The sequence below is a fragment of the Pseudoxanthomonas sp. GW835-FHT14C01 genome (assembly GCF_058793715.1).
The window spans coordinates 151,993-163,529 of the sequence record NZ_JBXAGB010000005.1; the positions used below are offsets into that span (position 1 = coordinate 151,993).

The 11,537-nt window shown below is 66.5% G+C and carries 13 protein-coding genes and 2 tRNA genes; 10 read left to right on the forward strand and 5 right to left on the reverse strand.

Annotated elements, in window-relative coordinates:
* Positions 1 to 64: 64 nt before the first annotated feature.
* The 3 genes from guaA (at position 65) to tadA (ending at position 3,173) form a co-directional block, all read left to right on the forward strand.
* Positions 65 to 1,630 carry a glutamine-hydrolyzing GMP synthase gene (guaA, locus tag AC1Q5B_RS20025; RefSeq protein WP_492633198.1) on the forward strand — a complete coding sequence of 522 codons (1,566 nt, stop codon included), beginning with the start codon at positions 65 to 67 and terminating at the stop codon, positions 1,628 to 1,630.
* A 71-nt stretch (positions 1,631 to 1,701) separates the two neighbouring features.
* The gene (locus AC1Q5B_RS20030) at positions 1,702 to 2,673 is read left to right on the forward strand and encodes a Dyp-type peroxidase (RefSeq protein ID WP_492633199.1); all 972 of its coding nucleotides are present in this window, start codon (positions 1,702 to 1,704) and stop codon (positions 2,671 to 2,673) included.
* A complete protein-coding gene (gene tadA / locus AC1Q5B_RS20035) occupies positions 2,670 to 3,173 on the forward strand; it encodes a tRNA adenosine(34) deaminase TadA (protein ID WP_492633200.1) in 504 nt (167 codons plus the stop codon). The genes AC1Q5B_RS20030 and tadA overlap by 4 nt, the downstream gene beginning before the upstream one ends.
* On the opposite strand, the gene AC1Q5B_RS20040 is transcribed toward tadA, so the two are convergent.
* On the reverse strand, positions 3,170 to 3,634 hold the full coding sequence (locus AC1Q5B_RS20040; protein ID WP_492633201.1) for a DUF2721 domain-containing protein: 465 nt from the start codon (positions 3,632 to 3,634) through the stop codon (positions 3,170 to 3,172). The genes tadA and AC1Q5B_RS20040 overlap by 4 nt on opposite strands.
* Positions 3,635 to 3,735: 101 nt before the next feature.
* Between AC1Q5B_RS20040 and orn the strand changes: the two genes are divergently transcribed.
* Positions 3,736 to 4,296: an oligoribonuclease gene (gene orn, locus AC1Q5B_RS20045; protein ID WP_492633202.1), complete on the forward strand. Its 561-nt coding sequence runs from the start codon at positions 3,736 to 3,738 to the stop codon at positions 4,294 to 4,296.
* Between the two features lie 55 nt (positions 4,297 to 4,351).
* Here orn and AC1Q5B_RS20050 read toward each other — a convergent pair whose 3' ends face one another.
* Together AC1Q5B_RS20050 and ppsA are read right to left on the reverse strand one after the other, a co-directional pair.
* Entirely contained in the window at positions 4,352 to 5,314 is a 963-nt protein-coding gene (locus AC1Q5B_RS20050; RefSeq protein ID WP_492633203.1) for a mechanosensitive ion channel family protein, read from the reverse strand.
* A gap of 93 nt (positions 5,315 to 5,407) precedes the next feature.
* Complete coding sequence (gene ppsA / locus AC1Q5B_RS20055; protein ID WP_492633204.1) at positions 5,408 to 7,780, reverse strand: phosphoenolpyruvate synthase; 2,373 nt, start codon at positions 7,778 to 7,780, stop codon at positions 5,408 to 5,410.
* 154 nt (positions 7,781 to 7,934) lie between these two features.
* On the opposite strand from ppsA, the gene ppsR reads away from it, so the two are divergent.
* On the forward strand, positions 7,935 to 8,756 hold the full coding sequence (gene ppsR / locus AC1Q5B_RS20060; RefSeq protein ID WP_492633205.1) for a posphoenolpyruvate synthetase regulatory kinase/phosphorylase PpsR: 822 nt from the start codon (positions 7,935 to 7,937) through the stop codon (positions 8,754 to 8,756).
* A 116-nt stretch (positions 8,757 to 8,872) separates the two neighbouring features.
* A complete protein-coding gene (locus AC1Q5B_RS20065; RefSeq protein WP_492633206.1) occupies positions 8,873 to 9,355 on the forward strand; it encodes a DUF1249 domain-containing protein in 483 nt (160 codons plus the stop codon).
* Positions 9,356 to 9,443: 88 nt separating this feature from the next.
* Here AC1Q5B_RS20065 and AC1Q5B_RS20070 read toward each other — a convergent pair.
* Together AC1Q5B_RS20070 and AC1Q5B_RS20075 are read right to left on the reverse strand one after the other, a co-directional pair.
* A tRNA-Glu gene (locus AC1Q5B_RS20070) sits at positions 9,444 to 9,519 on the reverse strand.
* Between the two features lie 51 nt (positions 9,520 to 9,570).
* A tRNA-Ala gene (locus AC1Q5B_RS20075) sits at positions 9,571 to 9,646 on the reverse strand.
* A gap of 141 nt (positions 9,647 to 9,787) precedes the next feature.
* Here AC1Q5B_RS20075 and AC1Q5B_RS20080 point away from each other — a divergent pair.
* Genes AC1Q5B_RS20080 through AC1Q5B_RS20095 form a run of 4 tightly spaced genes read left to right on the forward strand, consistent with a single transcriptional unit; the run spans position 9,788 to position 11,529 of the window.
* The gene (locus AC1Q5B_RS20080; RefSeq protein ID WP_492633207.1) at positions 9,788 to 10,525 is read left to right on the forward strand and encodes a beta-ketoacyl synthase chain length factor; all 738 of its coding nucleotides are present in this window, start codon (positions 9,788 to 9,790) and stop codon (positions 10,523 to 10,525) included.
* The gene (locus AC1Q5B_RS20085) at positions 10,518 to 11,003 is read left to right on the forward strand and encodes a lysophospholipid acyltransferase family protein (protein ID WP_492633208.1); all 486 of its coding nucleotides are present in this window, start codon (positions 10,518 to 10,520) and stop codon (positions 11,001 to 11,003) included. The genes AC1Q5B_RS20080 and AC1Q5B_RS20085 overlap by 8 nt, the downstream gene beginning before the upstream one ends.
* Positions 10,981 to 11,250, forward strand: coding sequence for a phosphopantetheine-binding protein (locus tag AC1Q5B_RS20090; RefSeq protein ID WP_492633258.1), 270 nt, complete (start codon positions 10,981 to 10,983; stop codon positions 11,248 to 11,250). Before AC1Q5B_RS20085 ends, AC1Q5B_RS20090 begins: the two co-directional genes overlap by 23 nt.
* Before the next feature lie 24 nt (positions 11,251 to 11,274).
* Entirely contained in the window at positions 11,275 to 11,529 is a 255-nt protein-coding gene (locus AC1Q5B_RS20095; RefSeq protein WP_142124725.1) for an acyl carrier protein, read from the forward strand.
* Positions 11,530 to 11,537 lie beyond the last annotated feature (8 nt).

The window sequence follows — 11,537 nt, forward strand, 5'->3', positions numbered from 1 at the left end:
CCTCTTCTGCTTTTGGCTTCCCGCTTCCACTCACTTCTCACTCCTCTGCACCCACTCCTTGCTCATGACCAACATCCACACCGACAAGATCCTCATCCTCGATTTCGGCGCGCAGTACACGCAGCTGATCGCCCGCCGCATCCGCGAGATCGGCGTCTACTGCGAGATCTGGGCGTGGGACCACGACCCGGAGGAGATCGCGAAGTTCGGCGCGAAGGGCATCATCCTGTCGGGCGGCCCGGAATCCACCACGCAGCACGGCGCCCCCGCCGCGCCGCAGCAGGTGTTCGACAGCGGCCTGCCGATCCTCGGCATCTGCTACGGCATGCAGACCCTGGCCGCGCAGCTGGGCGGCGCGACGGAAGCGGCCGATGCACGCGAGTTCGGCCATGCCGAAGTGCAGCTCGTCGCACATGACGCGCTGCTTGGCGGCCTGAGCGACCACCAGGGCGAGCCGCGCATCGACGTATGGATGAGCCATGGCGACCATGTCGCCAAGGCGCCACCGGGCTGGACCATCACCGCCACCACCGACCGTATCCCGGTCGCCGCGATGGCGCTGGAAGAGAAGCAGTGGTACGGCGTGCAGTTCCATCCGGAAGTGACGCATACCAAGCAGGGCCAGACGCTGCTGCGCCGCTTCGTCGCCGACATCTGCGGCTGCAGGACGCTGTGGACGGCGGCCAACATCATCGACGACCAGATCGCCCGCGTCCGCGAGCAGGTCGGTTCGGACGAGGTGATCCTCGGCCTGTCCGGCGGCGTCGATTCGTCGGTCGTCGCCGCACTGCTGCACAAGGCCATCGGCGACCAGCTGACCTGTGTGTTCGTGGATACCGGCCTGCTGCGCTGGCAGGAAGGCGACCAGGTAATGGCGATGTTCGCCGAGCACATGGGCGTCAAGGTCGTGCGCGTCAACGCGGCCGACCGCTATTTCAACGCGCTGGAAGGCGTCGCCGACCCGGAAGCCAAGCGCAAGATCATCGGCAACCTGTTCGTCGAGATCTTCGAGGAAGAATCGAACAAGCGGAAGAACGCCAAGTGGCTGGCGCAGGGCACGATCTACCCGGACGTGATCGAGTCCGCCGGCAGCAAGACCGGCAAGGCGCACGTCATCAAGAGCCACCACAACGTCGGCGGCCTGCCGGAGCACATGAAGCTGGGTCTGGTCGAGCCGCTGCGTGAGCTGTTCAAGGACGAAGTGCGCCGCCTCGGCGTCGAACTCGGCCTGCCGCGCACGATGGTCTACCGTCATCCGTTCCCGGGCCCCGGCCTGGGCGTACGCATCCTGGGCGAAGTGAAGCCCGAGTACGCCGAGCTGCTGGCCAAGGCCGACGCGATCTTCATCGACGAACTGCGCAAGGCCGACCTGTACGACAGGACCTCGCAGGCGTTCGCGGTGTTCCTCCCGGTCAAGTCGGTGGGCGTGGTCGGCGACGCGCGTGCGTACGAATGGGTCATCGCATTGCGTGCGGTGGAGACGATCGACTTCATGACCGCACACTGGGCGCACCTGCCGTACGAGTTCCTCGGTACCGTCAGCAATCGCATCATCAACGAGCTGCGCGGCGTCTCGCGCGTGGTCTACGACATCTCCGGCAAACCGCCGGCGACGATCGAGTGGGAGTGAAGGGTCGAGGATAGCGCCAGGCTCCGCTCCAGCGAGCGGATGCGCCCGGCGTCATGAGAGGGGAGCAGTCGATGTCCGAGCAGAGTTGGGACCGCGTGCCGATCGATCCGCAGAGCATCGATGCGCCGCTGTCGCAGGCGGCGGTGTTCCTGGTGGTGACCGTCAACCCGGAGGCGTCCGCGCTGGCCCGGGTCTGCACGGCGCTGGACGGACTGGACGATCTGGTCAAGACCGTGGGGTTCCGCGATCTGTCCGCACGTCTGTCCTGCATCGCCGGCATCGGCCGCCGCCTGTGGGATCGCCTGGACGACACGCGAAGACCCGTGGAACTGACGACCTTCCAGGCCATCCAGGGTGCGGCACACACTGCGCCGTCCACGCCCGGCGACCTGCTGTTCCATATCCGTGCCGAGCGGCAGGACCTCTGCTTCGAATTCGAGCGCTTGCTGCTGGACGCGCTGCGCGGTGCCGTCGACGTCGTCGACGAGGTGAGCGGTTTCCGCTATTTCGACGCGCGCGACCTGCTGGGTTTCGTGGACGGCACGGCCAACCCGACCGGGATCGATCTGCCGGCCTCCGCCCTGGTCGGCGCCGAGGACGCAGCGTATCGCGGTGGCAGCTATGTCGTGGTGCAGAAGTACCTGCACGACCTGGCGGCCTGGTCCAGGGTGCCGACCGATGTGCAGGAGGCGATCATCGGACGCACCAAGGCGGACAACGTCGAGATCGACGATGACGACGCCCCGCGGAAGTCGCACAAGTCCCTGGCGACGATCGTCGATGCGGAGGGCAACGAGCACGACATCCTGCGCGACAACATGCCGTTCGGACGTCCGGGCCAGGACGAGTACGGGACGTACTTCATCGGTTACTCGCGTCACCTGTGGGTCGTCGAGAAGATGCTGCAGCGCATGTACGTGGGCGACCCGCCGGGGGCCTACGACCGGCTGCTGGATTTCTCGGTGGCCAGGACGGGAGGCACGTTCTTCGCGCCCACGCGCGCCACGCTGCAGGCGCTGGTGCGGCGCGCATCCGCCGGATGAGCACGATGCCCCCCGATGACGTGCCCGATGCGCGCGACGACGCATCCTGGATGCGCCACGCCTTCGCGCTGGCCGATCGGGCCGAACGCGAATTCGACGAGATCCCGGTGGGTGCGGTGCTCGTCGGTGCCGATGGCCGCGTCCTCGGCGAGGGTTGGAACCGCAACATCCTCGATCATGATCCCAGCGCGCATGCCGAGATCGTGGCGATGCGCGAGGCGGGCAGGGCGCTGGGCAACCACCGGCTGGTCGGCAGCACGCTGTACGTCACGCTGGAGCCCTGCGCGATGTGCGCGATGGCGCTGGTGCACGCGCGTGTCGCGCGCGTCGTGTATGGCGCGTCCGACCCCAAGACGGGCGCCTGCGGCAGCGTGTTCGATCTGGTCGCGGATCCGCGCCACAACCATCGCATCGAGGTCGTCGGTGGCGTGCTGGGCGAAGAAGCCGGCCGCCGACTGACCAACTACTTCCGCGCCAAGCGCGGGCGGCCGCTGGTCTAGGGGGTCGGGAACTTCCGCTTCACCTTGCGGTGGTCCATTTCCTCGTTGATCGCGGTGACCGCCAGCGTCGACTCCCGCGCCAGCAGCAGGCTCGCGGCGAGCATCGCCACCACGCCGAGCGCGGCCAGCCACGTGGGCAGGGATCCGAGCCTGTGGCCGGTGAACGTGTCCACCGCCACCGCGAGGCTGGTGCCCACGAAGCAGCTGATCGCCGCGTACAGCAATTGGCCGGCCCGCAGGATGATCAAGCTGCGCAGACGCTGCAGCGCGATGCGCTTCTCCAGCAGGCTGCGGTCGGCTTCGTCATCGGATTCTGCGAGCTCGCGCAGCAGGGTACGCGCACGATCGATGATGCGCGCCAGCCGGTTGTTCGCCGAGAGCAGGAGCGAGGCCGTGGCCGTCAGGAAGAAGGCTGGCGCGAGCATGGCGGTGAGTACGGCGTGATCGGTGGAAGGGTTCATGGGCCGGTCGCCGGGATGGTCTGCGTTATCATGACACGATGCGGCAGGTCCGCATTCCCGGTGTGGAACGGCCGGACCTTCTTCCTGAAATGGATCGCTGCATGGCCTCGAACAACGCGAATACCGACCGCCTGATCTGGATCGACCTGGAAATGACGGGGCTGGATACCGACCGCGACTCGATCCTGGAGATCGCCACGGTGGTCACCGATTCGAAGTTGAACGTATTGGCCGAGGGTCCCGAGTTCGCCATCGCGCACCCGGTGTCGGTGCTGGAAGCGATGGACGACTGGAACCGCAACCAGCATGGCCGCTCGGGCCTGTGGAAGCGGGTGGTGGAAAGCCGGGTGTCGCTGGGCCAGGCCGAGGCGCAGACGGTCGCGTTCCTCAACGAATGGCTGCCGGCGGGCGCGTCGCCGATGTGCGGCAACTCGATCTGCCAAGACCGGCGCTTCCTGCATCGGCTGATGCCGCGACTGGAAAAGTACTTCCACTACCGCAACCTCGACGTCAGCACATTGAAGGAGCTCGCGCGCCGCTGGGCGCCGCAGGTGCTGGACGGGGTGCGCAAGCAGGCCAGCCATACCGCGCTGAGCGACGTACGCGATTCCATCGAGGAGCTGCGCCACTACCGCAAGCACATGGCGGCGCTCGCCGAATGATGCGTGGAGCCGGGCTTGCTCGGCTTGTTGCCCATGTAGCCGAGCAGGCTCGGCTCTACACCGCCGGTTTCGCCACGTCGCCGTCGTCGGCGACGCCCTTGGCGATGATATCGGTCAGCGGCGTGCCGTCGCTGTTGTGGTGGTACACGTGCAGGTCGCGCTGCGGGTACGGAATGTTGAGACCGTTGCCGATGATCTCAGTGCGCACCGCTTCGGTCAGGTCGCTCTTGGTCTCGCCGAAATCCTTGGTCTTGCTCCACGCCAGCAGGATCAGGTCGACGCTGCTTTCGCTCAACTTGGACACGATGACGCTGGGTGCCGGTTCCGGCAGCACGTGCGGGTGGTCCTGTGCGATCTTCAGCAGGATCTGCTTGGCGCGCTTGAGGTCGTCGTCGTAGCCCACGCCGACCGGGATATCGATGCGGCGCTGCGGTTTGGCGGTGAAGTTGATGATCGGCGCGGTGGTGATCAGGCTGTTGGGTAGCACGATCAGGCGGTTGTCGACGGTGCGCATGCGCGTCTGGAAGATGCGAACCTCCTCGATGATGCCCTCCAGCCCGGCCGCCTGCACGAAGTCGCCGTCGCGGAACGGCCGCAGCACGATCAGCATCACGCCCGAGGCGATGTTCGACAGCGAGTCCTTCAGCGCCAGGCCGACGGCGAGGCCGGCGGCACCGAGCACGGCGAGCATCGACGTAGGATTCACGCCCAGCGAGGTGAGTGCGGTGATGATCACCAGCACCATCATCGCGGCGTAGCTCGTCCGGCGCAGGAAGCCGCCCAGTGTGGCGTCGGCATGCGTGCGGCCGAGCACGCGCTCCAGTCCCGCGCTCAGCCGTTTCGCCAGCCACATGCCGGCCAGGAAGATGACGACCGCGGCAAGCAGCTTCAACCCCCAGGTTTCCAGCAACTGCAGCCAGTCGATGCCGCGCAGCTCGCGCATCAGCGCGGCCGGTTCGGTCGGAATGTCGGTGAGGGCAGGTGCGGTGGCGGTGGCCGTTGCGGAGGATGTGGGCATGGAGACTCCTGAAATGCAGCACGCCCCATCAAGGGGCGTGCCGGGTTTGCAGGCGCATGGTAACCGCGTCAGCGTGAAAGCGCCGAGGCGCCATCAGCCCGCCTTGGTTTTCGCCAGGCGAAGCCAGGTGTCGACCACCGTATCGGGATTCAGCGAGACCGACTCGATGCCCTCGGCCATCAGCCATTCGGCGAGGTCCGGGTGGTCGCTCGGGCCCTGACCGCAGATGCCGACGTACTTGCCCTTGGCACGGGCCGCCTTGATGGCCATCGACAGCATCTTCTTGACCGCGGGGTTCCGCTCGTCGAACAGGTTGGCCACGATGCTGGAGTCGCGATCCAGGCCCAGCGTCAGCTGGGTCAGGTCGTTGGAGCCGATCGAGAAACCGTCGAAGATGTCGAGGAATTCCTCGGCGAGCAGCGCGTTCGACGGCACTTCGCACATCATGATGATCTTCAGGCCGTTCTCGCCCTGGCGCAGGCCATGCTTCGACAGGACTTCGATGACCTTGCGACCTTCCTCCAGCGTACGGACGAACGGGATCATGACCCACAGGTTGTCCAGGCCCATCTCGTCGCGCACGCGGCGGACGGCCTGGCATTCCAGTGCGAACGCCGGCTCGAACGACGGGTCGACGTAACGGCTGGCGCCGCGGAAGCCGATCATCGGGTTCTCTTCGTGCGGTTCGTAACGCGTGCCGCCGATCAGGTTGGCGTACTCGTTCGACTTGAAGTCCGACAGGCGCACGATCACCGGGTGCGGTGCGACCGATGCGGTGATCGTCGCGATGCCTTCCGCCAAGCGGTCCACGTAGAAGCTGACCGGATCGGCATAGCCGGCGGTCTTGGCGTCGATCTTCTTGCGAACGTCGAGGTCCTGGCGGTCGTATTCCAGCAACGCCAGCGGATGCACGCCGATATGGCTGGCGATGATCATCTCCAGACGCGCCAGGCCGATGCCGGCGTTCGGCAGCTGGCCGAAGTCGAATGCGCGCTCCGGGTTGGCCACGTTCATCATGATCTTCAACGGTGCCGGCGGCATGGCGGCCAGGTCGGTCGTCGTGCGTTCGAAGGGCAGGGCGCCGGCATAGATGAAGCCGGTGTCGCCTTCGGCGCAACTGACGGTGACCTCGACGCCGTCCTCGATCAGGTCCAGTGCATTGCCGGTACCGACCACGGCGGGCACGCCCAGCTCGCGCGCGATGATGGCCGCGTGGCAGGTGCGGCCGCCGCGATTGGTGACGATAGCGCTGGCGCGCTTCATCACCGGCTCCCAGTCGGGGTCGGTCATGTCGGCGACCAGCACGTCGCCGGGCTGCACGCGACTCATGTCGTCCAGTGTGCGCACTACGCGGGCGACGCCGCTGCCGATCTTCTGGCCGATGGCGCGGCCTTCCGCGATCACCTCGCCGCGCTTCTCCAGCGCGTAGCGTTCGATCTGCGTGGCCTTGGCGCGCGACTTCACGGTTTCCGGGCGCGCCTGCACGATGAACAGCTTGCCGGTCACGCCGTCCTTCGCCCACTCGATGTCCATCGGGCGGCCGTAGTGCTGTTCGATGACCAGCGCCTGCTTCGACAACTCGTGCACGTCCTCGTCGGTGATGGAGAAGGTGGCACGCAGGTTCGCCGGGGTGTCCTCGGTACGCACGCGCTCGCCGGGCACGTCCGAATACACCATCCGCAGCGCCTTGCTGCCCAGCGCACGGCGAAGGATCGCCGGCTTGCCCTGCTTCAGCGTGGGCTTGTAGACGTAGAACTCGTCCGGGTTCACCGCGCCCTGCACGACCATTTCGCCCAGGCCGAAGCTGGAGGTAACGAACACGACGTCGCGGAAGCCGGACTCGGTGTCCAGCGTGAACAGCACGCCGGACGCGCCGACGCCGGAGCGCACCATCAGCTGCACGCCGGCGGAGAGGAACACGTCCTCGTGCTTGAAGCCGTGGTGCACGCGATAGGCGATGGCACGGTCGTTGTAGAGGCTCGCGAAGACCTCCTTCACCTTGTGCACGACATCGTCGGCGCCGGTGACGTTGAGGAAGGTTTCCTGCTGGCCCGCGAACGAGGCGTCGGGCAGGTCTTCGGCGGTGGCGGAAGAGCGCACGGCGACCGCGATGTCACCGCCGCCGTTGTCGGCCGAGAGCTTGGCGTATGCGGCACGGATGTCCGCATCCAGATCCGGCTGCAGCGGCGCGTCGATCACCCAGCTGCGGATTTCCCTTCCGGCTGCGGTGAGGGCCGGCACGTCCTCGACATCCAGCGTCGCCAGCTTGTCGAAGATGCGCGTGGACAGGTCGTTGTGCGCGATGAAGGCCTTGAAGGCCTCCGCCGTGGTCGCATAGCCTCCCGGGACCGACACCCCCAGGTTGGCCAGGTGGCCGATCATTTCGCCGAGCGACGAATTCTTGCCGCCGACGCGGGCCAGGTCGGCCAGGCGCAGTTCGTGCAACCACAGGATGTTCTCGTTCAAGCGCAATGCTCCGAAGCAGGCCGCGCCATGCCGATGACCATCGGCGTGGGGTGCCGTGTCCATGGGGAAAGAAGCGATATGATGCAGTGCATACCAATTGCAGACAAGCTTGATCTGACGGGGGTTTCCATGGTGAAGCGGGGAAGGGGCGGACATGTCTGAGCTGCGCCCGGTGTTTTATGTTTCAGATGGAACCGGTATTACCGCCGAGACCATCGGCCACAGCCTGCTGACCCAGTTCGCCGGCATGCGCTTCCAGACCGACCGGCTGTCGTTCGTCGACGACGAGGAGAAGGCGCGGGATGCCGCGGACCGCATCCGCAGGACGGGCGAACGGCTCGGCGCGCGCCCGATCGTGGTGAGTTCCTGCGTCGACCCGGGATTGAGCGCGCTGATCGCCGAAAGCGGGGCACTGATGCTGGATGTCTTCGCGCCGTTCATCGAGCCGCTGGAGCGTGAGCTGGGCGAGCAGCGGCAATCGCGGGTGGGCCAGGCGCACGGCCTGGTCGATTTCGAGACCTACCATCGCCGTATCAACGCGATGAACTTCGCGCTGACGCACGACGACGGCATGGCGGTGAACTACGACGAGGCGGACGTGATCCTGGTGGCGGTATCGCGCGCGGGCAAGACGCCGACCTGCGTCTACCTGGCGCTGCATTACGGCATCCGCGCGGCCAACTATCCGTTGACCGATGGCGATCTGGAAACCGACCGGCTGCCGGCGCGCCTGCGTCCTTACCGGCGCAAGCTGTTCGCACTGACCATCGATCCCGAGCGCCTGCACCAGATCCGGCAGGAGCGCCGCCCGAATTCCGGCTACGCGAAGATGGAGACCTGCAAGCGCGAGGTCGCCGCGGCCGAGGCGATGTTCCAGGTCGAGCGCCTGCCGACCCTCAGCACGACCAACAAGTCGATCGAGGAAATCTCCAGCAAGGTGCTGTCCACGCTGGGCCTGCAGCGGGAAATGTACTGAGCGGCGGGGCCCGCGCGGCAGGCGGAAGAAAGGCGCGCCGGGAATCCTTAACTTAGGCCGCACGCGGCGGCACGTCAATGCTGCCGCGACGGGGATCCGGCGTGTAGGATCGGCTCATGTCACAGGCTCTCGCACGTACCGCGCGCATCCCCCGGCTGGGCCGTTTCGGCTGGCTGATGGCGCTGTACGCGGAGAACCACGCGCGCCTCACGCGCCTGTTCGCGCCGGAGCATCTGCAGGTGGGTACGTACCTGTCGAGCATCGGCGACGGACTGGACCTGCGGCTGGACGTCATCGAGACGCACCGCTACACGGTGGAACTGCGCCTGACCTACGACATCTGCGATCCGTTGACCGGCGAGCCGGACCCCTCCGCGTTCGTGCGCCTCTATCGCGACGCGCACCAGGCGGAAGCGACGCACTGCTATGTCGGCAAGCGCTGGCAGGACGTGATCGGCCTGTATCCGCCACCGGCGGAAGTGATCAGCCATCGCATGCGCATGAACACGTTTCTCGGCAAGTGGCTCGAATATCTCGCCGAGCAAGGGCATGGCGTCGCCACCCTGCGTCCGACGAGTACCGCGCGCGACGTCGCCTGACGCGCAGTTGGGCGGACTTCCCACGGAAGCAAATCCATCGGTCTGGCGTCGGACAAAAAAAGGCCCGGTTTCCCGGGCCTTGAAGAATTGGCGTCCCCACGGGGATTCGAACCCCGGTCGCTACCGTGAAAGGGTAATGTCCTAGGCCTCTAGACGATGGGGACGCACGAAAGTTGTCGCCAGATTTTCTTTCCGGACTGCCTATTGTCCGGAAGTGGTGGAGCCAGGCGGGATCGAACCGCCGACCTCCTGCATGCCATGCAGGCGCTCTCCCAGCTGAGCTATGGCCCCACGTGCTGGCAGGAGCGGAATAATACTTAGGCTATTTCCGATGCGCAAGCATCCGCCACGAAAAAATTTCACGGCTGGCGAACGGCGGGGCATGCAGGTTGAAATAGGCTGCTCCGGCATCGGCAAGGCGACGCACAGTACATGATCGGTTTTTCAGTGAACGCGTGGTCTGCGTGGGCGCCGGGGTTGGTGGATCACGATGCGTGGCGCGCCTGGGCCGCCGCGCCCTGGGTGCCGGCGGGTGACGATACGCCTGCACTGGCCGAGGTGCCGGCCATGCAGCGACGCCGCATCGAGCGACTCGGGCGCATGGCGATCCAGACCGCGTTCTGGTGCCAGCAGGCGCAGGACAGCGGTGTGCCCTTGGTGTTCGCTTCGCGTCATGGCGATGTGGCGCGTTCGATGGAATTGCTGGAAGCCCTGGCGACGGACCAGCCGCCTTCGCCCACCACGTTCGGCCTGTCGGTGCACAACGCGATCGCCGCGCTCTACTCGATCCTGCGCCACGAGCGAGGCAACTACATCGCGCTGGCTGGCGGCATCGCGACGGTGGAAACCGCCTGCGTCGAAGCGGCGACACTGCTGGCCGACGGCGCGCCTGAAGTGCTGCTTGTCGTCTACGACGCACCACTGCCAGGGATCTATGCCGGTTTCGCAGACGAGCCCGATGCGGGCTTCGCGTGGTGCTGGCGGATCGGGCCGGCTACCGGATCCATGCCGGCCCTGGCGCTGACGTGGGACGCAGACGCGAGTGCGGACAGCACGGAGGCCACTGCACTACCGCACGGCCTGGACGTGTTGCGCTTCTTCCTGTCCGGCGACGCGTCGTTGCGCTGGCGCTGCGACGGAACGGTGTGGCAGTGGACACGCGATGCGTGACCGCTTGGATCATGCGTGGCGTGTCGTCGGCACCGGGCTGAGCTTCCTGGCATTCGGCGCAGGAGGGCTGGTCCTCGGCCTCTTCGTCCTGCCGCCGCTCCTGTGGCTGGTGCGGAATCCCCGACGCCGGCAGCGCTGGTCCCGGCGCATCGTGCAGCGCAGCTTCGCGGCGCATGTCGAGTTCATGCGCCGCCTGGGCCTGATGACGTACGAGATCCGCGGGCGGGAGCGCCTGGCGCGCGACGGCCTGCTGGTGTTGGCCAACCATCCGACGTTGATCGACGTGGTGCTGCTGGTGTCCCTGTTACCGAATGCCGACTGCGTGGTGAAGTCCGCAGTGGCGCGCAACCCGTTCATGCGCGGCCCCGTGCGGGCCGCCGGTTACGTGACGAACGACGACGGCGCCGGGCTGGTGGAGGACTGCATCGCCGCCGTCCGCGCCGGCTTTGCGGGAGATCCATCGCGTGCAGGCACTTGAGCACGAGATCAAGGAATTGATCATTTCGTCGCTGTCACTGGAGGACATCTCCCCGGACGACATCGATACCGGCGCGCCCCTGTTCGTCGAAGGGCTGGGCCTGGATTCGATCGACGCGCTCGAGCTGGGCCTGGCGCTGCAGAAGCGTTACGGCGTGGCGCTCTCCGCCGACTCCCAGGAAACCCGCCGGCATTTCGCCAGCGTGCGTTCGCTGGCGGATTTCGTCGCCTCGCAGGGCAAGGCCTGAGCAGGGGCAGGCAGGACTGGCAAGATGACCAAGAACGAACTTTTCGACCGGATCGTCACGATCCTGCATGACAGCTTCGAGATCGAGCCCGCGCGCATCACGCCCGAGGCCCGGCTCTACGACGACCTCGACATCGACAGCATCGATGCGGTGGACCTGATCGTGCAGCTCAAGCCGCTGCTCGGGCGCAGCCTGCAGCCGGATGCGTTCAAGTCGGTGCGCACGGTGCAGGACATCGTGGACGTGCTGTACGGCCTGATCCGCGACCAAGCCGCCTGAGCGCCGGC

Excerpts from the sequence above, each read along its gene's own strand:
- guaA (WP_492633198.1), top strand. The coding sequence starts at position 65 with ATGACCAACATCCACACCGACAAGATCCTCATCCTCGATTTCGGCGCG.
- AC1Q5B_RS20030 (WP_492633199.1), top strand. The coding sequence starts at position 1,702 with ATGTCCGAGCAGAGTTGGGACCGCGTGCCGATCGATCCGCAGAGCATC.
- tadA (WP_492633200.1), top strand. The coding sequence starts at position 2,670 with ATGAGCACGATGCCCCCCGATGACGTGCCCGATGCGCGCGACGACGCA.
- AC1Q5B_RS20040 (WP_492633201.1), bottom strand. The coding sequence starts at position 3,634 with ATGAACCCTTCCACCGATCACGCCGTACTCACCGCCATGCTCGCGCCA.
- orn (WP_492633202.1), top strand. The coding sequence starts at position 3,736 with ATGGCCTCGAACAACGCGAATACCGACCGCCTGATCTGGATCGACCTG.
- AC1Q5B_RS20050 (WP_492633203.1), bottom strand. The coding sequence starts at position 5,314 with ATGCCCACATCCTCCGCAACGGCCACCGCCACCGCACCTGCCCTCACC.
- ppsR (WP_492633205.1), top strand. The coding sequence starts at position 7,935 with ATGTCTGAGCTGCGCCCGGTGTTTTATGTTTCAGATGGAACCGGTATT.
- AC1Q5B_RS20065 (WP_492633206.1), top strand. The coding sequence starts at position 8,873 with ATGTCACAGGCTCTCGCACGTACCGCGCGCATCCCCCGGCTGGGCCGT.
- AC1Q5B_RS20080 (WP_492633207.1), top strand. The coding sequence starts at position 9,788 with ATGATCGGTTTTTCAGTGAACGCGTGGTCTGCGTGGGCGCCGGGGTTG.
- AC1Q5B_RS20085 (WP_492633208.1), top strand. The coding sequence starts at position 10,518 with ATGCGTGACCGCTTGGATCATGCGTGGCGTGTCGTCGGCACCGGGCTG.
- AC1Q5B_RS20095 (WP_142124725.1), top strand. The coding sequence starts at position 11,275 with ATGACCAAGAACGAACTTTTCGACCGGATCGTCACGATCCTGCATGAC.